This is a genomic window from Bacillota bacterium (genome assembly GCA_029961055.1).
Taxonomy (GTDB): Bacteria; Bacillota; Sulfobacillia; order JAIMAT01; family JAIMAT01; genus JAIMAT01.
Map to the genome: position 1 here is coordinate 61,502 of JASBVM010000012.1, position 19,572 is coordinate 81,073.

At 70.9% G+C, this 19,572-nt stretch carries 23 protein-coding genes; 12 read left to right on the forward strand and 11 right to left on the reverse strand.

Annotated elements, in window-relative coordinates; all coding sequences use genetic code 11:
• Window positions 1-82: 82 nt before the first annotated feature.
• Together QJR14_04935 and asnB are read right to left on the reverse strand one after the other, a co-directional pair.
• Window positions 83-661 carry a spore coat protein gene (locus QJR14_04935; protein ID MDI3316943.1) on the reverse strand — a complete coding sequence of 193 codons (579 nt, stop codon included), beginning with the start codon at window positions 659-661 and terminating at the stop codon, window positions 83-85.
• Between the two features lie 125 nt (window positions 662-786).
• Complete coding sequence (gene asnB, locus QJR14_04940) at window positions 787-2,631, reverse strand: asparagine synthase (glutamine-hydrolyzing) (GenBank protein ID MDI3316944.1); 1,845 nt, start codon at window positions 2,629-2,631, stop codon at window positions 787-789.
• Window positions 2,632-2,744: 113 nt separating this feature from the next.
• Between asnB and QJR14_04945 the strand changes: the two genes are divergently transcribed.
• Both QJR14_04945 and QJR14_04950 read left to right on the forward strand, forming a co-directional pair.
• Window positions 2,745-3,584 (forward strand): sulfite exporter TauE/SafE family protein, encoded by an 840-nt coding sequence (locus tag QJR14_04945; GenBank protein ID MDI3316945.1) that lies wholly within the window; start codon window positions 2,745-2,747, stop codon window positions 3,582-3,584.
• Window positions 3,585-3,587: 3 nt separating this feature from the next.
• A complete protein-coding gene (locus QJR14_04950; protein ID MDI3316946.1) occupies window positions 3,588-3,980 on the forward strand; it encodes a DUF1634 domain-containing protein in 393 nt (130 codons plus the stop codon).
• Between the two features lie 54 nt (window positions 3,981-4,034).
• On the opposite strand, the gene QJR14_04955 is transcribed toward QJR14_04950, so the two are convergent.
• The 5 genes from QJR14_04955 to QJR14_04975 form a co-directional block, all read right to left on the reverse strand.
• Window positions 4,035-4,463, reverse strand: coding sequence for an HIT domain-containing protein (locus tag QJR14_04955; protein MDI3316947.1), 429 nt, complete (start codon window positions 4,461-4,463; stop codon window positions 4,035-4,037).
• Between the two features lie 67 nt (window positions 4,464-4,530).
• Complete coding sequence (locus QJR14_04960) at window positions 4,531-4,806, reverse strand: co-chaperone GroES (GenBank protein MDI3316948.1); 276 nt, start codon at window positions 4,804-4,806, stop codon at window positions 4,531-4,533.
• Window positions 4,807-4,897: 91 nt separating this feature from the next.
• Window positions 4,898-5,140: a Uxx-star family glutaredoxin-like (seleno)protein gene (locus tag QJR14_04965; protein ID MDI3316949.1), complete on the reverse strand. Its 243-nt coding sequence runs from the start codon at window positions 5,138-5,140 to the stop codon at window positions 4,898-4,900.
• 160 nt (window positions 5,141-5,300) lie between these two features.
• Complete coding sequence (locus QJR14_04970) at window positions 5,301-5,738, reverse strand: phosphate-starvation-inducible PsiE family protein (GenBank protein MDI3316950.1); 438 nt, start codon at window positions 5,736-5,738, stop codon at window positions 5,301-5,303.
• Between the two features lies 1 nt (window position 5,739).
• Window positions 5,740-6,342, reverse strand: a complete 603-nt coding sequence (locus QJR14_04975; protein MDI3316951.1) for a MarR family transcriptional regulator — start codon at window positions 6,340-6,342, stop codon at window positions 5,740-5,742.
• A 111-nt stretch (window positions 6,343-6,453) separates the two neighbouring features.
• Here QJR14_04975 and QJR14_04980 point away from each other — a divergent pair, with 111 nt between their 5' ends.
• The 7 genes from QJR14_04980 (at window position 6,454) to QJR14_05010 (ending at window position 12,505) form a co-directional block, all read left to right on the forward strand.
• A complete protein-coding gene (locus QJR14_04980; GenBank protein MDI3316952.1) occupies window positions 6,454-7,023 on the forward strand; it encodes a YceI family protein in 570 nt (189 codons plus the stop codon).
• 161 nt (window positions 7,024-7,184) lie between these two features.
• Window positions 7,185-7,559, forward strand: a complete 375-nt coding sequence (locus tag QJR14_04985; GenBank protein MDI3316953.1) for a hypothetical protein — start codon at window positions 7,185-7,187, stop codon at window positions 7,557-7,559.
• A gap of 164 nt (window positions 7,560-7,723) precedes the next feature.
• Window positions 7,724-9,448 carry a carbon starvation CstA family protein gene (locus tag QJR14_04990; protein MDI3316954.1) on the forward strand — a complete coding sequence of 575 codons (1,725 nt, stop codon included), beginning with the start codon at window positions 7,724-7,726 and terminating at the stop codon, window positions 9,446-9,448.
• 170 nt (window positions 9,449-9,618) lie between these two features.
• Complete coding sequence (locus tag QJR14_04995) at window positions 9,619-9,849, forward strand: hypothetical protein (GenBank protein MDI3316955.1); 231 nt, start codon at window positions 9,619-9,621, stop codon at window positions 9,847-9,849.
• Window positions 9,850-9,878: 29 nt separating this feature from the next.
• Window positions 9,879-10,901, forward strand: coding sequence for a TRC40/GET3/ArsA family transport-energizing ATPase (locus tag QJR14_05000; protein MDI3316956.1), 1,023 nt, complete (start codon window positions 9,879-9,881; stop codon window positions 10,899-10,901).
• 58 nt (window positions 10,902-10,959) lie between these two features.
• Entirely contained in the window at window positions 10,960-11,985 is a 1,026-nt protein-coding gene (locus QJR14_05005) for an ArsA family ATPase (protein MDI3316957.1), read from the forward strand.
• 37 nt (window positions 11,986-12,022) lie between these two features.
• Complete coding sequence (locus QJR14_05010) at window positions 12,023-12,505, forward strand: hypothetical protein (protein MDI3316958.1); 483 nt, start codon at window positions 12,023-12,025, stop codon at window positions 12,503-12,505.
• Window positions 12,506-12,591: 86 nt separating this feature from the next.
• Here the strand turns inward: QJR14_05010 and QJR14_05015 are convergent, their stop codons facing one another.
• The 4 genes from QJR14_05015 to QJR14_05030 are packed head-to-tail and all read right to left on the reverse strand — an operon-like array spanning window position 12,592 to window position 15,339.
• The gene (locus QJR14_05015; GenBank protein MDI3316959.1) at window positions 12,592-13,098 is read right to left on the reverse strand and encodes a hypothetical protein; all 507 of its coding nucleotides are present in this window, start codon (window positions 13,096-13,098) and stop codon (window positions 12,592-12,594) included.
• A gap of 48 nt (window positions 13,099-13,146) precedes the next feature.
• Complete coding sequence (locus QJR14_05020) at window positions 13,147-13,455, reverse strand: hypothetical protein (protein MDI3316960.1); 309 nt, start codon at window positions 13,453-13,455, stop codon at window positions 13,147-13,149.
• A gap of 50 nt (window positions 13,456-13,505) precedes the next feature.
• Complete coding sequence (locus QJR14_05025; protein MDI3316961.1) at window positions 13,506-14,288, reverse strand: hypothetical protein; 783 nt, start codon at window positions 14,286-14,288, stop codon at window positions 13,506-13,508.
• Between the two features lie 43 nt (window positions 14,289-14,331).
• Window positions 14,332-15,339: a GerMN domain-containing protein gene (locus QJR14_05030; GenBank protein ID MDI3316962.1), complete on the reverse strand. Its 1,008-nt coding sequence runs from the start codon at window positions 15,337-15,339 to the stop codon at window positions 14,332-14,334.
• A gap of 180 nt (window positions 15,340-15,519) precedes the next feature.
• Here QJR14_05030 and QJR14_05035 point away from each other — a divergent pair, with 180 nt between their 5' ends.
• From QJR14_05035 to QJR14_05045, 3 genes are read left to right on the forward strand one after another with little or no spacing between them, the layout of a single operon-like run.
• Complete coding sequence (locus tag QJR14_05035; protein MDI3316963.1) at window positions 15,520-16,791, forward strand: MFS transporter; 1,272 nt, start codon at window positions 15,520-15,522, stop codon at window positions 16,789-16,791.
• Entirely contained in the window at window positions 16,791-18,059 is a 1,269-nt protein-coding gene (locus QJR14_05040) for an MFS transporter (GenBank protein MDI3316964.1), read from the forward strand. The genes QJR14_05035 and QJR14_05040 overlap by 1 nt, the downstream gene beginning before the upstream one ends.
• Window positions 18,060-18,071: 12 nt before the next feature.
• Entirely contained in the window at window positions 18,072-19,454 is a 1,383-nt protein-coding gene (locus QJR14_05045; GenBank protein ID MDI3316965.1) for a hypothetical protein, read from the forward strand.
• Window positions 19,455-19,572: the final 118 nt, after the last annotated feature.

Genomic DNA, 19,572 nt, shown 5'->3' on the forward strand with positions numbered 1-19,572 from the left:
ACAAGCGCAGACGACGGGAGACGGACCGTGACAAAAGAAGGGCGGCGTCCCGCGACGCCGCCTCATGGAGCCGCCCTTCGCCTCAGAAGCCGGGCATGCCCGCCATGGCCGGGAAGGCCTGCGCGGCGGGGCGCATGATGTCGCTCTGGACCGGCGGCACGGGGTACCAGTTGTGGGCGTGCAGGTACTGGAAGAGCTCGTAGGCCATGTCGGCGTGGTCCTTGCACATGCCGAGCAGCGCCTGCCGGACCTGCGGGGTGGCCGCCTCCAGGCCGGCGTGGAGCGTCTCCGTCGCATGCCATTTGCACCGATCCAGGGAGTCGACGGCGACGGTCCGGTCCGAAGCGCGATGGTCGCGAAACTCGTTGGCCTGAAAGGGCTGGAAGCCGCCCTGGGGGTTCCAGCCCTGGTTGCCGAAACCGCCCCCGTATTGGCCGGTGTAGTTGAAGTCGGGCGCCGAGGACGGCGTCTGCCCGCTTTGGGCCAGGAAGTTGCGCAGGGTGTTGTAGTGCTGCTGGTGGGCGCGCAGGTGCCGCTCCAGGATGCTCCGCAGCTGCGGATCCTGGACGGCGTTGACGTCGACCATCAGCTTGTCGATGGCGGCGGCGTGACCGTTGAGGATCTCGGTCAGCGAAAGCGCTTCCTTTTGCGTGATGGGCATGGCCCAACCCCTTTCCGGGCAAGTCTGGACGGGCCGGGGTTTCCGGTCCGCCCTAAACATGCCCTCTCGCTCCCGCCGGCATGCGCGCCGTCGCGCGCGCCGGCCGCCCTTGGGGCGCGTCGGCGTCAGACGATGCGGACCTTGTACTGCCGCAGCCAGGCGTCCGTCTGGACCAGGTAGGCGAAGAGCTGGGCGCCGCCCAGCAGCTGCGAGAACCAGGCCGGGTCGAAGGAACGGCCGTCCTCCTCGATCAGGGCGCGGACGCGCGCCACGTCGAGGAGCGGTACCAGCGGGGAGTCGGAATCCTCCAGGATGGCTTCCAGCCGCCGGCGCACCTCCTGCCGGAAGCCGGGGTGGTGGCTCTTGGGATAGGGACTCTTCCTTCTGGCCAGGACCTCCTCGGGCAGGATGCCGCGCATGGCCAGGCGGAGGATCCCCTTTTCGCGTCCACCCGCCGTCTTCAGCCGCCAGGGGATGTTCCAGACGTATTGGACGAGACGGTGGTCGCAGAAGGGGACCCGGACCTCCAGGCCGACACGCATGCTCATGCGGTCCATCCGGTCGAGCAGGATGGGCAGGAAGCGGGTGATATTGATGTACGACATGGCCCGCATGCGGGCCTCTTCCTCCCCCTCCCCGGGAAGTGGCGGCACCTCGGCGAGCGCTTCGCGAAAGCGCTCGGCCGCGTACTCCAAGGGGCGGACCCGGCGCCGCACGTCCGGCGCCAGGAGTTCGGCCCGTTCGGCGATCTTCCTCACCCAGGGAAGGCTTGGCCCGTCCAGCGCGCGGGGATCGCGGAACCAGGGATATCCCCCGAAGACCTCGTCGGCCGCCTCGCCCACCAGGGCGACGGTCGCCTCCCGTCTCACCTCGCGGCTGAAGAGGTAGAGCGAGGCGTCCACGTCCGCCATGCCGGGCAGATCCCGCGCCAGGAGGGCGGGCCGGAGCGCCGCCGCCAGCTCGCCGCTGTCGATGAGGAAGTCCCGGTGCCGCGTGGCGAAGGTCTCGGCCACCCGGTGGGCCCAGGGGCCGTCGGCATCGGGCTGGAAGGCGTTCGGCCGGAAGTAGCGGTCGTTCCCCACGTAGTCGACGCTGAAGGTCTGAAACGGGCCGCGGCCTTCGCGCCGGAAGGCGGCGGCCGCGAAGGCGGTGACCGCGCTGGAGTCGAGCCCGCCGGAGAGGAGGGCGCCGAGGGGCACGTCGGAGACCAGCTGCCGGCGGACCGCGTCCTCCAGGAGCTCCCGCACGCGGGCCGCTGTCGCCTCCAGCGAGTCGACGTGCGGCCGGCTCTCCAGCCGCCAGTAGCGGCGAAGCTCGACGCCCCGGCGGTCGAAGCGGAGCCAGCTGCCCGGCCGGAGCTCCTCGACGCCACGGAAGACGCCCAGGCCCGGCGTCCGGCTCGGGCCCATGACGAAGATCTCGGCCAGGCCTTCCCCGTCGATCTCCGCCTCCATCGCCGGGTGGGCGAGGAGCGCCTTGATCTCCGAGCCGAAGAGGAGCCCGCCGCCGCGCCGCGCGAAGAAGAGCGGCTTGACGCCGAGCGGGTCGCGCGCCAGGAAGAGCGCCTCTTCCTCCTCGTCCCAGATGGCGAAGGCGAAGATCCCGTTGAGGCGCTCCGGTGCCCGCTCCCCCCACTCCATGTAACTGGCCAGGAGCACCTCGGTGTCGGAGTGGCCGCGGAAGCTGTAACCGCGGGCCAGGAGTTCGCCCCGCAGCTCCTCGGTGTTGTACAGCTCGCCGTTGTAGGTGAGGACGTAGCGGGCGCCGTGCCGCTCGCGCACCATGGGCTGGACGCCCACCTCGGGGTCGACCACGATCAGCCTGCGGTGGGCCAGCGCGGCGTGCGGCGAGAGCCAGAGGCCGGAATCGTCGGGTCCCCGGCAGGCCAGGGTGGCCCCCATCGCCTCCGCCACTCCAGCTTCCTGGCGGAGATCCCGCTCCCAGTCCACCCACCCTGCGATTCCGCACACGGCTCCGTCACCTCGCCCCGGCCTATGCGGCGACGGAGCCGCCGGGTGTTTGTCTGAGGAAGGACTTATAATGGCGGAGGCTTCAACGACCTCCTCGGGAGCGGTTATCGTTCATGCACCTGCTGGACTTCAGCCTCGTAGCCTTCGCGGCTTCGGTGGTCTTCGGCCTGTTGGGATCGCTCCTGGGGCTCGGTGGCGGGGTCTTCGTAGTCCCCATGCTTACCCTGGGGCTGGGGCTGGACATCCACGACGCCATCGGCGCCAGCATCGTCACCGTGATCGCCACCTCCAGCGGCGCCGCGGCCACTTACGTCCGCGACCATCTGACCAACATCCGGGTCGCCATGTTCCTGGAGATGGCCACCACGACGGGCGCCATCACGGGGGCGTTCCTGAGCGGTATCATCCCGGCCCGTTACCTTTACATCATCTTTGCGGCGCTGATGGGCTGGTCGGCACTGAACGCGCTCCAGAAGAGTCGCGGCACGCCCCCGGAGCCCCGTCAGGCCAGCCCCCTGGCGCGACGGCTGAAGCTCCAGGGCAGCTACTACGACGCGGCCCTGGGCCGGCAGGTGGAGTATGCCGCCACCGCCGTTCCCCAGGGATTCGGCATGATGTACGTGGCGGGTCTGATCTCGGGCCTGCTGGGAATCGGCTCCGGTGCCCTCAAGGTTCTGGCCATGGACGGCTTCATGCGGCTCCCGCTCAAGGTCTCCTCCGCCACCAGCAACTTCATGATGGGGGTGACGGCCGCGGCCAGCGCGGCCATCTACTTCGCCCGCGGTGACATCCGTCCGGAGACGACGGCGCCGGTCGCCCTGGGCGTCCTGCTGGGGGCCTCGCTGGGTTCGCTGGTCCTGACGCGGATCAGGAACCGGACGCTCCGGCTGATCGCCGTCCCGATCCTTCTTTTCATCGGCGTGGAGATGCTGTTGCGGGGTCTGGGGGGATAGACGGTGTCCGAGCGGAAGGCCGCGCCGGTGGCGGAGGACGCGGGGACAGGGAAGGCGGTCGATCTCGAGCTCCTGATCAGCTGGGTCCTCCGGGCTGGGGTCCTGCTGAGCGCCGTGATCATGCTGGTCGGTCTCGTCCTCGTCCTGGTCCATCCCGCGGGGCTCCCTCTGGCACGCCCCGCCGGCTTCGCGCAGGTCTTCCTCGGCCTGGCCCGGGGAAACCCGCTGGCCGTCATCGACCTGGGCATCCTGATCCTGGTCCTCACCCCCATCGCGCGCGTGCTCCTCTCCGTCCTGATCTTCCTCCGCGAGCGCGACCTGACCTACACCGCGATCACCCTGTTCGTGCTGCTGGTCCTGATCATCAGCTTCCTGCTGGGCAAGGCGGGGGGGTAGGGACCGGCGGGCGCGCCTGCCCGCCCGGCCGTCGGTCGGCCGGTGGCAGGCGATTCAGATGGCGGGAGCCGCGAGGGCCGCGCGCAGGCGCTCGCCCAGCTCGGGGTCGATGCGGTGGAGACGCTTGCCGGCCCAGACGTTGAGGCCGTCGCCGGTCTGCCGGGGCAGCACGTGCAGGTGGAAGTGGAAGACCGTCTGCTGGGCGGCCCGGCCGTTGGAGTTGAGAAGGTTGACGCCGCCGGCGCCCAGCACCTGCCGCTGGGCCAGGGCCACGCGCCGCGCGAGGCGGGCGATCTCGGCGATCTCTTCTTCCTCCAGGTCGAAGAGATCGCGGGCGTGGCGGCGGCTCATCACCAGGGCGTGTCCGAGAGCGGCGGGGTAGGCGTCGAGGATGACCAGGGCCCGTTCGCTCTCCAGCAGGCGGAAGGCGGGTGCACGGCCCGTCACGATCCGGCAGAAGATGCACTCGTCTGCGAGCTCCATGCGACAGGCTCCACCTCCGGCGGTCCGGGGCCGTCCACCCGCTTCCGGGAAGCGTCCGGGCGTCGCCTCAGGACTCCTCGATGATGGCCAGGACGTCCGAACGGCTCAGGATCAGGTGCGTCTCCCCGTCCAGCTTGATCTCGTTTCCGCCGTACCGCGCATAGAGAACGCGGTCGCCGGCCTTGAAGATCTTCTGCAGCTCCTCGTCGGTTCCCACGGCCAGCACTTCGCCCTCCTGGGGCTTCTCCCTCGCGGTGTCGGGCAGGTAGAGCCCCGAGGCGGTCTTCTCCTCCTCGTGCAGGGGCCGGACCAGGAGCCGGTCGTCGATGGGCTTGATCTTCATCCCTTTCGCCTCCTTCGGCTTCGCATGGACAGCTGCAATGGGTTCCCACCGGACCCCGCCGGATGCGCCGGCTCCTCCGCAGGGCGGCTCCCTACTCGCGGAGCCCCAAAGCGCGGACGAGGCGGGCGCGATCGAAGCCGACGATGATCTGGCCGTTGACGTCGATGACCGGAACGCCCATCTGACCCGACTTGCGGACCACCTCGCGCGCCGCGGCAGGGTTCCGCGAGACGTCGATCTCCCGGTAGGGGACCTTCCGATCGGCCAGAAAGCGCTTGGTGGCGCGGCAGTACGGGCAGCTGGGCGTGGTGTAGACCAGAACCGCCACCCCCATCCCTCCTGCACCAGCGAGATTGGCTGCTCGCCTGGCCCTACGGGGCCAGGCAGCCAGCGTCCGCACGCCAGTATACCCACCCGGGTACCAGCAGCCAAGAGGCCGGCCGGCGTCCGGCCCTCCACCGGCTCGACCCTCGGGCGGCCTGCCCGGCGCAGGCTCATCCGGCCGCCTTGCCGCGGCTGTACTGGATGGCCCAGACCAGGAGCCCGATGAACAGGATGTTGAGCGCGTACTCCGCCATCCCCTGGCGGAAGGCCGAGTCGCTCACCCGCCCCGGCAGGCTCTCCACGGTCAGGACCAGGATCCGCCGGACGCTGGCGATGAGCGCGACCACCAGCAGCGGCTGGAAGTCCAGCACGTGCGTGCGGATGAAGACGACCACGGTGTGGAGCAGCTCGAGAAGCATCATCACCACCAGGAGCGGGTCGAGCACGCGGGCGACATCCGCGGTACCCCCCGCCCCCAGGAGCAGGCGGATCGCACTGACCAGCGCGGAGACCGCGAGGGCGACCAGCATGACGGCGACCGCCAGGTAGAGAGCGTCCTCGATCCAGTCCAGGAGGCGGACCCAGCCCCGTTCTTTCCCGCCCGGCATCCTACCGATCCTCCTCTGTCACGGCTCGTGCCCCCCCGCGCTCTGCAACCCCGCGGTGCAAACCGGGAGCGGCGTGGACCCGGTCCTCGCTCTCTCCCCCTCCGCCCTCCGGTACCTCCTTCGCCGGCCCCTCGGACCTCTCCGTCCGCTCCGCCCTCTCCGCCTGTTCGACGACCCGCTCCAGCAGAAGGGCCAGCTGTTCTTGCTCGGCCTCGCTCAAAGGCTCCAGGAGAAGTTCCAGCGACTGGAACAGGCGATCGCGCCAGGCCTGCACCTGGCCGAACCCGCGGGGTGTCAGGCGCACCTTGACGACCCGTTCGTCGCCCGTCTGCCGCTCGCGCCGGACGAAGCCACACCGCTCCAGCCGCTTGCAGGCCACGGTGACCGAACTCGGGCTGATGCCGAGCTGCGCCGCCAGCTCGCCGATGGACGTCGGACCGGACCTCTCCAGGTGCCGCAGCAGCCAATACTGCTCCGGCGTCATCTCACCGCGGCGCACGGGATGCGTGCGGCGGCGGAGAAGGCGCCAGAGCGCGATGAACGCATGGACGAACCTCTCGCTGGCCGTGGCCCCCGCCCCCTGTCCGGATTGTAGACGATGCACGCCCCGTCGTTCCGTGACGGAACGTGGCGTCCCGCTTCGGGTTGCACGGGGCGGGGGTCCAGGGTATATTTTCATAGTCGTCGAAATACCTGTGCCAAGGGAGGCTTGGGGATGTCGGTCGGTCAAGCTGCTGAGGAGACGAGCCGGAGCGGCACCGTCTGGAAGGTGGACCCAGTCCACACCACGGTGGAGTTCTCCGTCCGCCACATGATGATCGCCACGGTGCGCGGCCAGTTCACGCAGGTCGCCGGCGAGCTGCGCGGGGACCCGGACAACCTGCCGGGCTGCCAGATCGAGGGGGTCATCCAGGCGGCCTCCGTCGATACACGCGAACCCAACCGGGACGCGGACCTCCGGTCCGCCAACTTCTTCGACGTCGAGCGCTACCCGGAGATCCGCTTCGAGAGCCGGAGCATCACATCCCGCGGCGGGGGAGACGAGTACGAGGTCCTCGGCGACCTGACCATGCACGGCGTCACCCACCCCGTCACCCTTACCCTCACCCTCGAAGGTCAGATTCGGGACCCCTACGGCCACCAGCGCGTCGGCTTCACCCTGGAAGGCTCGCTCAACCGGAAGGATTGGGGCCTCAACTGGAACGTGGTGCTGGAAGCCGGCGGAGTGATGGTCAGCGACCAGGTGAAGATCGTCGTCCACGTCGAGGCGGTCCGGCAGGACTGAGCCCCCTGACAGCGGCCGACTGCTCGCTGCCCGGTACCGGTACCATCGCGGGCCGGGCGGCGAGCCGGCCGCCGGCCTTCCCGCTTCTCGCTCCCCGATATTCCCTTTCACGCGATTGCCGCCTATGATCATGACGAGAACCCAGAAGGGAGGGCGGCTCCGTGAAGCGGATCCGGGTTGAGATCGTGGGGCTTCTTCCGGAATTCTTCAACATGTGCGCCGCCTGCCAGGGGATGGACGTCCTCCAGGTGGCCCGGCTGGATTACGCCCGCGACCAGTTGGGCGACTACCCGCCCGAGGTGGCGGAGGAGCAGCAACGGGCGGTGGAGGTGGTCCATGCGCTGGTGACCGAGTTCGGCTCCGCCGTCGAGCCGGTCACCGTGGATGCCTACTCGCCCCAAGGGCTCTGGCTCACCCTCCGGCACCGGATCGGCAGGGGCCCGGCCCTGATCGTGGCGGGTCGCCACGTCGTCCGCCAGCTCTCGCCGACGGCGGCCTGCGAGGCGGTGAGGGAGGAGCTGCGGGCCTCGGCCTGAACCCGCCCAGCCTGTCCCAGGTTTTCCGGCGGTCGTCCGCGTCGTCGTTTCCCTTTGAGTCGGCCCCTTCGCCCCAATAGAAGGATTTCGTTCTTCGCCGGTCGAATCCACGTTTCACAGCGCCGCCGGTCACGGCGGTGACGCTTCCTCGGGGAGGGAGAGCTGTGACGACGCCGTTCTGGTTCGTGGTGGCGGCCCTGGTCTTCTACGCCATCGCCTACCTGGTCTACGGCCGCTGGTACGATCGGACGGTCTGGAGACCGGACCCGAAGCGGACCACGCCGGCCCACATGTACATGGATGGCGTGGAGTTCTTCCCGGCGAGCCGCTATGTGCTCTGGGGGTACCAGTTCAAGAGCGTCGCCGCCCTGGGACCGATCCTGGGCCCCTTCATCGCTCTCCAGTATGGCTGGCTTCCCGCCTTGATCTGGATCATCTTGGGCAACTTCTTCATCGGGTGGCTTCAGGACTACGGGGCCATCATGGTCTCGGTGCGGAACAACGGACGCTCCTTCGGCCCCATCGCGTACGAGTTCACGGGCGCCAGCGGGCGCAGCACCCTGCTCGGTTTCATCCTGTTCTACCTGCAGATGATCTCCGCCACCTTCGTCTTCTTCATCGCCCAGTTCTGGAACTCGCTCCCCGGCACCTTCGCGGCCACCGTAGGGGTCATCATCACGGCGGTCATCGTCGGCCAGCTGATGTACAAGGTTCGCCTCAACGTGGGGTTGACCACGTTGATCGGTCTCGTCCTGGTCGCTCTCTCCGTGGTCGCCGGGGTCTACCTCCGGACCCCCACCGATCCCTTCGGCGCCTGGTCGATCCCGTTCTGGGCGGCCCTGGTCGGCGTCTTCCTCTTCGTCGCGTCGGTGGTACCGCTGCCCTCGCTGATCCAGCCGATGAACTTCATCAGCTTCTTCCCCACCTTCCTCGCGGTGCTGCTGATCATCGTCGGCGGGCTGCTCTCGCCGGTCTTCCACGTCCCCCTGCAGCAGCCGGCCTGGAAGGGCTTCTGGTCGCCGAACACCGGGCCGCTCTGGCCCATGATGTTCCTGGCCATCGCCTGCGGCGCCATCTCCGGCTGGCACAGCCTGGTGGGCAGCTCCACCACGGCCAAGCAGCTGGACCTGGAGACCGACGCGCACCCCGTGGGCGCGGGCGCCATGCTGTCGGAGGGCCTGGTGGCGCTCGCCTCGCTGGCCGCCTACATGGTGCTGGCACCCGGCGAGATCACCAAGAACACCACCGCCTGGGTCGCGGGAGCGATCCGCCTGACGGAAGGCTTTCTCGGCGGACCGGGAGCGGCCGCCTTCCTGGCCACTTTCTTCGGCGTCTCGCTGGTGCTCTACGCCATCACGGTCCAGTCGCTGGTCACCCGCTTCTGGCGCCTCATCTCCGCCGAGGTCGCCGGCCAGGGGCGCTTCGCCGTGCTCGGCCAGAAGCACGTGGCCACCTTCCTCGGCATCCTGATCGCCTGGCTCTTCGCCGTCTCGGGCTCGTGGAACAACCTCTGGCTCTACTTCGGCGGCTCCAACCAGCTGCTGGCCGGCTTGGCGCTGATGCTGGTCTCCATCCACCTGGCCAGGGCGCGGAGCCAGACCGGCTGGACCTTCTGGCCGGCCATGTTCATGATCGTCACCACCATCTTGGGCCTCGCCTACCAGACCTACATCTTCGCGAAGGCGGTCTACACGGGGAAGACGCTGGTCCAGCCGCCCCTGGGCAACATCGCTTGGGCGGCACACACCCTGGACGGCATCTTCACCGTGGTGGGCGTGGTGCTGATCGTCCTCGGCGTCCGCATGGCCATCATGACGCTCCGCTCGTACTTCGCAGCGCGGGCACGCCCGGTCTCCATGGTGGGCGAGTCGGCCAGCCCGGCGCGCTGAACGGCAGGCAGGCAGTCGGCCAGAAACCGGCGCCGGGCAGGGCGCAGTGCCCTGCCCTGGCGCCACTTCAGGGGACGAGGTGAGGGAGATTGCTCTGGCGACGGAAGAAGACCGAAAAGGAGAACCCTTCCCAGGCTGAGGGCACGGAGAAGCAGGGCTTGGGAACGGCGATGAAGGACGTCCTCTACGGCATGGCCTCCCACGGGAACGTGACCGCGGCACTCCGGACGCGCATGTACATGGAGCACCTCTTCATGTTCATCACCCTGGGCGACATGCTGGGCATCCCCGTTCTGCCGCCCTACTACTCGCTCCGGATCCTCCCGTACGCGGTGCCCAACATCGAGTCCTGGAAGCAGCGGGTCTTCCGCGAGCGCGACTTCACCGACGCGCTCTACTAGCCGGATCGCAACGTCCAGCGTCCGGCGAGATGAGATCACCGGAGGTGAACCCCTTGAAGCCGGCTGGGCTCAAAGCCTACTTCGACGCACACCCCGAGATCCGCGTCGCCATCTTCGCCGGCAAGGGCGGGCTGGGAAAGACGACGTCCAGTTCCTCCCTCGCCTACTACCTGGCCACCGAGAAGAAACGGAAGACGCTTCTCTTCAGCACCGACCCCCAGGCCTCGCTGTCGGACATCTTCGAGCAGAACTTCTTCGGCAAGGGCGTCATCGAGGTGATCCCCAACCTCTTCGTGGTCGAGATCGACGCCGACCGTCGGGTGGCCGAGTACCAGGCCGGCGTCAAGCAGAAGATCCGCGACATGTACGGCCTGGCGGAACTGCCCCGGGAGATCGAGGAGTACATCGACTCCTCCTCCGCCGAGCCGTCCATGTACGAATCGGCCACCTACGACGCCATGGCCGAGCTGGTGGCGGCCAACGAGTTCGACATGTACATCTTCGACATGCCGCCCTTCGGTCACGGCGTGCGCATGGTCGCCATGGCCGAGATCCTCTCCAAGTGGGTGGAGAAGATCACCGAGGCACGCAGCCAGGTGGCGGAGTATGAGCAGGTCGCCGCCTCGCTCAAGGGCGAGCGCGCGCAGGAAGATGCCATGATGGCCGAGCTGCTCGACATCCGCCAGCGGATCACCACCTTCACCGACCTGATCACCAACCAGACCAGCACCGGTTTCTTCATGGTGCTGATCCCGGAACAGATGGCGATCCTGGATACCGACCGGGCCCTGGCCATGTTCTCCGAGCTGGGCATCCAGCTCTCCGGCCTGATCGTCAACCAGGTCTACCCGCCCGAGCTGCTGGAGCAGCCCAACCTGAGCGAGTTCCTGCGCAACCGCCTGGAGGGCCAGCGTCCCTACCTCCAGGAGATCGAGCGCAAGTTCGGCGAGAGGGTTCTCTCCGTGGTACCGATGTACACCCGTGAGCCGAAGGGGCTGGAGATGATCGCGCGGGCCAGCGCCGACCTGATGGAGTGCAAGGTGGCTGTCTAGACGACCCGGGCGGATGCGCTCCCGCGCCCGACCCAGGAAGGGAGGACGATCCCCGACCATGCAGAGCCTGAGCGAGTTCCTCGAGGAGCATCCCAACCTGCGCTTCGTCTTCACCGGCGGGAAGGGCGGGGTCGGCAAGACCGTCAGCGCCGCCGTCCTGGCCTACCACTTCGCCCGGCAGGGCAAGCGGACGCTGCTGGCCTCGCTCAACCCCGTCCACTCCCTCTCCAGCCTCTTCGGCCAGGACCTCTCCGGCGGCCAGGTGCGGCCGGTCCAGGGAGTCGACAACCTCTTCGCCATCGAGGTGAACACCGAGGACGCGGTCCAGCGCTACCGCGACAGCGTCAGCACCCGCATCCGGGAGTTCCTGCGCTACGCCGACATCCCGGTGGACGCCCGTCCCTTCATCGACATCGCCATGACCAACCCGGCCTTCGAGGAGTCGGCGATGTTCGACAAGATGACCGACATGATGCTGATGCAGTCCGGCGAGTACGACCGCATCGTCTTCGACACGGCCGCCGTCGCCAACGCCGTCCGGCTGATCGGCCTCTCCAAGATCTACGGCCTCTGGCTGGGGCGGCTGATCGAAAGCAGGAAGGAGGCGCTCTCGCTGCGCGTCCAGCTCTCCTTCCGCAAGGAGAAGGTGATGGAAGAGGTCCGGCAGGATCCGATGATGGCCGACCTGATCGGCATGAACGACCGCTTCGAGAGGGTGAAGGGGCTCCTGGTCGATCCGGAGACCACCGCCTTCTTCTTCGTCACGCTGCCGCTCTCGCTGCCCATCTCGGTGGTCAAGCGCTTCATCGAGATGGTGCGCGCCTACGACATCCCGGTGGGTGGCGTGATCGTCAACGAGGTGATCACCCGCGACGCGCTCGGCGAGGAGCCGGACGAGTACCTGCGCAACAAGTTCGCCGAGCAGGGGAGCTACCTGCAGACCATCCAGGCCGACCTCGGCCCGCTGGTCCGCACCTACCTGCCGCTCTACCCGCGCGAGGTGGTCGGCCTGGAGGCGGTCGACCGGGTGGCCGAGGACATGTTCCGGCCCAGCCAGGACCTGGCCGCCGAGCTGCCCGCCTGAGGGCCGGCCGGTCTCCTCCACCGCGCGGAGGCGAGCGATGGGCGAGCACCTGATTGCCGCGCACAACCTGATCCTGGGCACCGTCAACTTCCTGGTGCTCAGCCTGCCGGAGGGGTGGGGGCTGAGCGACCCGGGAGGTCCTCCCGAGGTGGAGTCGCGGGTCCTGCGCGACGGCGTCTCCTGGGCCCGGGACGGCCAGGCCGCCTACCTCCTCCGGCTCGCCGACGGCCGCCTGGCCCGTCTCGACCTCCGCGCCGGTCCGGCGACTCCTCCCGTCCCGAGCGGCTTCCGCCCCGAGCGGCCGGTCGCGGAGGTCCCTGTGGGCGGCCACCCCGCCCGCGCCGAGTCGGGGCGGGCGCGCCCCTTCCTGGGACGGTTCGGCCGGGCCCGGCCGGTCCTGACGCTGGCCTTCCGCTGCCCCGAGACCGACCGGGGGCTGCGGCTCTCCGTCTGGGGGGAGCTGCGGCCCGAGGAGCGGGAGGAGCTCCTGCAGAGCCTGGCTGCCGTCGCCTGCCACTGACACCGCCCACCGCCGGACGGCACCTCCCGGCCCTGAGCAGAGCGGCCCCCGGGGCGCTTCCCGGGGGCCGTGCGCTTCCGCCCGTCTCACGCCAGGCCGGCGGCGCGCTGGCGGAGGTTCCGAAAGGCGGCGGCCACGGTCGCCTCCGGGGGCCCCTCCAGCGGCACCGCCAGGTGCAGGTGCGGATGCTGGCGCCGGAGCTCGAGGACCGAACCCGCCGGCAGGCCGGGCAGCTGCTCCGGACCTTCCAGGAGCAGCTCACGCGCGGGCTGCCGGAGGAGGTCCGCCTCGATCACCAGCTGGTCCCCGCGCCGGCGCCAGAGCGTCCAGAGAATGGCCAGCGGCGCCTCGCGCCCGGCCAGGAGCGCCAGCACGGCCACGGCGCGGAAAGGCGAGCCGACGCCCTCCAGGTCGATGCGGAAGGCGGAGCCTCCGTGCCAGCGGATGGTGGCGGAGCCGGCCAGCTCCCGCAGCTCCGGTCGCAGCGCCGCCAGCACCCGCTCGGCCCGCCGCCGGTTGACCCAGGCCCCGGCCACCCACCAGACGGCCAGGAGCCCGGCCAGCGCGAAGACCAGCCCATTCTCTGCGGACACGCCTCTCCCCCCGCCTCCGGGCCACGCCTCGCCGGCTCAGCCGGCGGTTCAGTCCACGTGGGGCAGCTCGTCCACGATGTCGAACTCCTGGGAGAGCCGCTCCCGCCAGCCCGGCAGCCCCTCCAGGGCATAGGGGAGCAGGCGCAGGCCGACGGAGGCGTTCATCAGCGGCAGGCCGAGAAATTCGCCGAAGATCATCAGGCGGATCAGGTCGTCCAGCTTCCTGGCCTGCTCGCGGGTCTCGCGGTAGGTGTCGTAGAAGAAGAGGCCCCAGGCGAACTGGCGGAGTCCCTCCCGCCAGCCGGGACGCCCGCGCCGGCCGCCGTCTCCCGTCTCAGTCCCCGCCGTCCTCCCCACCTCCCGGAGCCGCCGCCCCCCGGGCCCGGGCGTTTCCATCTCTCCCGCGCTCATGCCGGCGTGCCGAAGACCTGGTCCCGCCAGCCGCGGAAGTACCGCTCGCTGGCGAAGTTGAGCACCCGCCGCGCCCGCCGGAAGTGGGCGGCCAGGCTCTCCAGCACCCCCCGCCACCCGGAGAGGCTGGCTCCTGCCTCTTCCGAGGCCATCTCGTAGTAGCGGCGCCCCTCCGCCTCCAGCCAGTCCAGCGGCGTCGCAGAGAGGTTGGCCACGTGCTCGGCGAAGACGCCGCTCAGGAAGAGCGCCAGGTCGCCCACCCGCCGGTAGACCAGGAAGCGGTCGCGGGGATCGACCATCCCCGCCAGCTCCTTCATCCGCCGCAGGTCCAGCTCGCTCACCCGGATGCGGCGAGGACCGCGCGGCGTCCGCACCCAGATCCGGCCGCTGGCGGCGCGGGTGAACGAGGCCAGGAGGAGCGCCAGATACTCCCGGCGCTCCGGATCGCCCAGGAACCGGACCAGCTCGGGCGTGTCGAAGAGCGGGACGCGCATCCGCGGCCCCGCCAGCTCGCTGGCGTAGCTGGTGCTGGCCAGCTCCCGCAGCGCCTGCCGCAGGAAGACCTCGAAGAGAAGGAAGGGTGTCACCCTGGCCAACCCTTCCTCCACCCGCGAGAGCCTCTCGAAGAGCCGCGGGTTGTCGAGCATCACGTCCACCAGCTCCGGCGCCCGGCGCAGCCGCTCCACCGCGGAGGGATCGTCCCCCTGCCCCGCCGCCTCCACCAGGAAGCGCAGGTCTCGCTCGCTCAGATGCTCCAGAAGGAGCGGCACGGCCGCCATGGTCCATCCCCCCGGCTCCGACCTTTTGCGGGTTAGAGCCAGTTTACTCCGCTTTCTGCCCGCCGTCGAAGCGCCAGATGCCGCCTTCCCGGACCATCCTGGCGGTGTAGACGACGTTTTCCGTCATTCCCTCCAACTGGAAGGTCCCCTGCAGCCGCACCTCCGCCCGCTGGCCCTCGCCGGTCTTGGCGTCGCCTCCCACCGGCCGGCCCGCCTCCGCGGTGTAGCCCCGGTAGCTCCCCAGGCCCTCCGCCCAGGCGGTGACGTCCACGGCCGCGGGCTTCCCGTACCGGGCGCGCAGCCCGGGTCCCATCAACCGCCACATGGCCTCGCGGTCGGGGATGGCCGCGATCCAGAGATCCAGCGCCTCCTCCGGTGCCAGACCCCGCACCAGCTCCGAATCCAGCGGAGGCAGAAGCCGCCGGAAGAGGAAGCCCTCCCCCGTGAAGGGATGCTCCTCGCTGCCCACCCGCGCCCCCTCCACCCGCAGCTCGACGCCCTTGACGCCCTGGACGGAGGCGGCCGTCAGCGCGATCTGGTCGAGGAGCGTCCCGACCGCCAGCGTCCCGCCCGCCTGCTCCAGCTCGCCGGAGAAGTCGAGCACCGCCACCGGCCGGGCCACCTCCACCCCGAGCAGCCGGGTCCCCCGGGGCAGGGCGCTGGCCCACCCGGCCCGCCGCTCTTCCTCGGTCGGCCCGGAGAGAAGCGCCTCCATCGCCGCCCTCAGCCGCGCGTGCACGTCGTCCGGGCGCACCCCCTCCGGCAGCGGGCGGCGGACCGGGGCGAGGACGGGCCGCTGTCTCCCGCCTCCGCTCCCGTGCACGAAGTAGACCGCCAGGGCGGGCTCGCCCTCGGGTGCGGGCCCTTTCCGGGAGGGGGGCGCCCCTTGGCTGGCGCCTCCGGGAGCCGGTCCCGTCCCCGCCCCCGTCCCCGACCCCACCCCGACCCCCTGCCCGCAACCGGCGCCCAGCAGGAGAAGGGCGAGGAGCAGCGCGCTCCCCAGGCGCCGGCCCGCCCGTCGCCATCCGCCTTTCCGATGCCGCACGTCCATCCCTCCGCGCTCCTTGGACGCGCCAGCGGCCTGCGGGTTCCCCGCGCCGGAGCCGGAGACCTCCTCTCCCGCCGGCCCAGGTTATCTATGGTAGGATACGAAGCGACCGTTCACGCTCGGACCAACCCCTTTCCTCCCCCCGGAGGTGTTCGCTCGACGGACAAGCGGCCGTCCCTGCGCCTGAGCGGAGCCTTCTCCGCCTTGCGCCACCGGAACTTCCAGCTCTTTTTCGCAGGTCAGACCGTCTCGCTGGTGGGCACCTGGATGCAGAACGTGGGCCAGGGCTGGCTCGTCCTCCAGCTGAGCGACTCTCCCTGGGTGCTGGGCATGGTCAGCGCGCTCCAGTTCGTGCCCTTCCTGATCTTCTCGCTGGTGGCGGGGGCGCTGGTCGACCGGATGGCGAAGCGGCGCCTCCTGGTGGCCACCCAGAGCACCCTCGCCCTTCTCGCCCTGGTCCTGGGGCTTCTGACGCTCTCCGGCCAGGTGCGCGTCTGGCACGTGATGGTGCTCGCCTTCCTGACCGGGACGGTGCAGAGCTTCGACAACCCGGGGCGGCAGGCGTTCCTGGTCGAGATGGTCGGGCGGGAAGACCTGATGAACGCCATCTCGCTCAACTCCTCCACCTTCAACGGCGCCCGCCTGGTGGGGCCGGCCGTGGCGGGGCTGGTCATCGGCGCGGCGGGAGCAGGCTGGGCCTTTCTGCTCAACGCGGCCAGCTTCGTCGCCGTGATCGCCGGCCTCCTGATGATGCGCCTCGAGCCCGGCCGCGAACGGCCCGTCCACGCCCCGCTGCTCAAGGAAGTGGTGGGCGGCCTGGATTACGTCCGCAAGACCCCGGCGGTGCTGGTCACCATCCTCCTGATCGGCGTCATCAGCACCTTCGCTCTCAACTTCAACGTCCTGATGCCGGTCTTCGCGCGCTACACGCTCCGGGCGGGCCCGGAGATCTACGGCTACCTCATGTCCGCCATGGGCTCGGGCGCGCTGGCGGGCGGCCTGGTCCTGGCCTACCTCTCGCGCTGGGGTCCGCGGCGGGAGATCCTCCTGGGCGGGGCGCTCCTCTTCACCACCGGCGTCACCGTCCTGGGCTTCGTCCGGCAGTTCGTGCCGGCGATGCTCCTCCTCTTCCTGATCGGCTTCGCCATGATCGGCTACACCGCCACCTCCAACAGCACCATCCAGGTGACGGTGCCCGACCAGCTGCGCGGGCGCGTGATGAGCCTCTACGTGATGGTCCTCAACGGCGTCGCCCCCGTGGGCGCGCTCTTCGTCGGCGGGCTCGCCCAGCGCTGGGACGCGGGGGCCGGTTTCCTGGTCGGGGGCGCCGTCAGCCTGGCGGCCGTGCTGGCCGCCCTGGCGCTGCGCAGGCGCTGGGACCCCGACCTCCGGCCGGCACCTGCGGTGCGCGGGGGCGCGGCAGGCTGCCCGCGCCAGGGGGAGGGGGGCGCCTGATGGGTGGCCGGCGGACGGAGGATCGCCCGCCCCGCCCCGACCGGCGCCTGCCGGCCACCGTCTGGGCGGCCGGGCTGGTCAGCCTGCTCACGGACATCTCCACGGAGATGATCGTCCCGGTGCTCCCCCTCTTCGTCACCGAGACGCTCCACGCCGGGGCGGGCGCGCTGGGACTCCTGGAGGGCGTGGCGGAGAGCACCGCCAGCGTCCTCCGCGTCGCCTCCGGCTGGTTCTCCGACCGGATCGGCCGCAGGAAGCCCCTGATGCTGGCCGGCTACGGCTTCTCCAACCTGGTCAAGCCGCTCTTCGCGCTCTCCACGAGCTGGATCCAGGTGCTGGGCATCCGCTTCCTGGACCGCTTCGGCAAGGGGATCCGGGGAGCCCCCCGCGACGCGCTCCTGGCGGAGGTGACGCCGCTGGAGGATCGCGGCCGCTCCTTCGGCCTCCACCGGGCGCTGGATACGCTGGGGGCGGCGCTGGGACCGCTCCTGGCGGCCTGGCTCCTGGCCTCGGCGCCCGGCCGGTACCGGACCATCTTCTGGGTCTCGGCCATTCCCGGCACGCTGGCCGTGCTGATCCTCCTCTTCGCCGTCCACGAGCCCGCGCCCGGTCGCTCCGCCCGCGCCGTGGAGGGGCGGAAGGGGGAACCCGCCCCGAGCGGGCGGGTGTCGGATCTCGGGGGCGCCTTCCTCTGGCTGCTGGCGGCCGCGACGCTCTTCTCGCTGGGCAACTCCTCCGACGCCTTCCTGATCCTGAAGGCACGGAGCACCGGCCTGGATGACTCGCTGGTACCGCTGGCCTACTTCCTCCTGAACGCGGTCTACTCCGCCGCGTCGTACCCCCTGGGGGCGCTCTCCGACCGGGTGGGACGCTTCCCGCTGGTGCTCGGCGGCTGGGTCGCCTTCGCCCTGATCTACGCGGGCTTCGCCCTCGCCTCCCGGCCGCCGGCCATCTGGTTCCTCTTCGCCGTCTACGGGGTGTATTACGCTGCGACGGAAGGGATGCTGCGGGCGCTGGCCGCCGACCTGGTGCCCGCACCGCGCCGGGCGACGGCGCTCGGCCTGCTCAACGGGCTGACCGGCGTGGCGCTCCTTCCCGCCAGCGTGGTGGCCGGGTGGCTCTGGCAGAGCGTGGCGCCCGCCGCGGTCTTCTGGTTCGGTGCCGCCACGGCGCTGGCCGCGGCCCTCCTCCTCCTGGCCGGCCGCAGGAAGCTCCTCGCCGGCGTGGAGGCCGGCGCCGGAGGGGACCGGGCGGCTCCGTCGAGCTAGGGAGGGATGCGGGTGAGGCCGTCGCTGGGCGAGGCGATCGGGCGGCTGCCGGCGCTCTTCACCGGCTTCGCCCTGGGCCACTTCGCCCTGGGCGCGCTCCTCGGCGCCTGGATGGCGCTCCGGCCGGCCGTCGTCCCCCTGCTCCGGCCGCTCCACGAGGTGCTCAACCCCTGGGGCTGGCTCACCTTCCTCATCTACGGGGTGACCTACGCCATGCTCGCCCTCCTCCTGGGACGCCAGGCACCCTGGCCCTGGCTGGGGCGGCTGCACCTGGCGGTGGCGGAGTCGGCCATCTGGCTCCTGGTGGCCGCCGACGTCGGCTCCTCCGCCCCGCTGGCCACGGCCGGGCTGGCGCTCCAGGCGGCGGCGCCCTGGCTCTTCCTGGCCAACCTCATGAGCGCGGTCTTCTTCGGCAGCCGCCTCGACCGGGAGGCGCTGGCCGAGTCGGCCAGCCGCCTGCTGGCCCGCCGGGCGGAGCGGGCCGGGCGGCCCGCTCCCGCTCGGCATCCGCGGCGGGCGGCTCGCCCGGCACCCTGGATCCACCTGCTCGCCCGCTCCGAGGTGGCCCGGAGCACCGATCCGGTGGGCCGGCGCGGGACGGAGCTGGCGGCGCTGGCCCTGCTGCTGGCGGCGGCCCTGGAGGCGGGGCCGCTCTTCGGTCGCTCGACCCTCTCCCTGCCCTACGTCGCCACCCCCGCCGGGGGACTCCTCCTCCGCTACGGCTGGATCGCGGGCACGCTCCTGGCCGTGCCGCTCCACCTCCTGCCGCGCTGGCTCGGCTACGGCGCCGTCCGCCGGCGGGGCGGCGAGCTGGTCCAGCTCCTCTGGCTGCCCGCGCTGGCGCTGGCGGCGGCCGGCCTGGCGCGGGGCGCCTGGTCGCTGGCGGCGGTGGGAAGCCGGCTGCTGGGGCTGGCCTTCCTCTACGCGGCCGCGCTCTACCTGGCGCCCGGCCGCCGCCTGCGGCGGCTGGGCCCACCGCTGGCCCTCGCCTGGAACGCGGGCTGGGCCTTCGCGGCGGTCCTGGGGCTCGCGCTCCTCCTCGGGCTCGACCCGCTCTCGCCGCTGGCCACCCACCTGGCGCTCCTGGGCTGGGCGACCACCCTGGCCTACGGCGTCGGTTACGCCCTGTTCCCCCTCTTTCTCCGGCGGCGACCGCGGGCGGTGGGGCTCTCCCTCCTCCAGCTCGCCCTGGCCGTGGCCGGTGTGGCGCTGATGGCGCTGGGCTTCCTCCTGGGGGAAGGCGGGAGCGCGGCGGGAGGCCTTCCCTCGGGGGAGGGACTCCTGGCCGCGGGCGGCTCGCTGGCCGCCGTCGCGGCGCTCCTCTACGCCCTGCTCTGGCTTCCCGGCCGCTCCCCTGCGGAGGAACCGGGCGGGGAACCGGGCGGGGAAGGCTAAGATGGGAACCGGCGCCAGCCCGCAGGGCGGCGCGCCCTGCGGCCGGGGCGGTGGCCCCGATCCCGGCTGGCGGAGGCTGCCGGGGCGGGCGCCAAGTTTCAGGAGTTGGAGGGTGAGG

What these genes read in the sequence shown, in the direction of transcription:
- QJR14_04935 (MDI3316943.1), bottom strand. Translation starts at nt 661, where the DNA reads ATGCCCATCACGCAAAAGGAAGCGCTTTCGCTGACCGAGATCCTCAAC.
- QJR14_04945 (MDI3316945.1), top strand. Translation starts at nt 2,745, where the DNA reads ATGCACCTGCTGGACTTCAGCCTCGTAGCCTTCGCGGCTTCGGTGGTC.
- QJR14_04955 (MDI3316947.1), bottom strand. Translation starts at nt 4,463, where the DNA reads ATGGAGCTCGCAGACGAGTGCATCTTCTGCCGGATCGTGACGGGCCGT.
- QJR14_04960 (MDI3316948.1), bottom strand. Translation starts at nt 4,806, where the DNA reads ATGAAGATCAAGCCCATCGACGACCGGCTCCTGGTCCGGCCCCTGCAC.
- QJR14_04965 (MDI3316949.1), bottom strand. Translation starts at nt 5,140, where the DNA reads ATGGGGGTGGCGGTTCTGGTCTACACCACGCCCAGCTGCCCGTACTGC.
- QJR14_04970 (MDI3316950.1), bottom strand. Translation starts at nt 5,738, where the DNA reads ATGCCGGGCGGGAAAGAACGGGGCTGGGTCCGCCTCCTGGACTGGATC.
- QJR14_04980 (MDI3316952.1), top strand. Translation starts at nt 6,454, where the DNA reads ATGTCGGTCGGTCAAGCTGCTGAGGAGACGAGCCGGAGCGGCACCGTC.
- QJR14_04995 (MDI3316955.1), top strand. Translation starts at nt 9,619, where the DNA reads ATGAAGGACGTCCTCTACGGCATGGCCTCCCACGGGAACGTGACCGCG.
- QJR14_05000 (MDI3316956.1), top strand. Translation starts at nt 9,879, where the DNA reads ATGAGATCACCGGAGGTGAACCCCTTGAAGCCGGCTGGGCTCAAAGCC.
- QJR14_05005 (MDI3316957.1), top strand. Translation starts at nt 10,960, where the DNA reads ATGCAGAGCCTGAGCGAGTTCCTCGAGGAGCATCCCAACCTGCGCTTC.
- QJR14_05010 (MDI3316958.1), top strand. Translation starts at nt 12,023, where the DNA reads ATGGGCGAGCACCTGATTGCCGCGCACAACCTGATCCTGGGCACCGTC.
- QJR14_05025 (MDI3316961.1), bottom strand. Translation starts at nt 14,288, where the DNA reads ATGGCGGCCGTGCCGCTCCTTCTGGAGCATCTGAGCGAGCGAGACCTG.
- QJR14_05030 (MDI3316962.1), bottom strand. Translation starts at nt 15,339, where the DNA reads ATGGACGTGCGGCATCGGAAAGGCGGATGGCGACGGGCGGGCCGGCGC.
- QJR14_05040 (MDI3316964.1), top strand. Translation starts at nt 16,791, where the DNA reads ATGGGTGGCCGGCGGACGGAGGATCGCCCGCCCCGCCCCGACCGGCGC.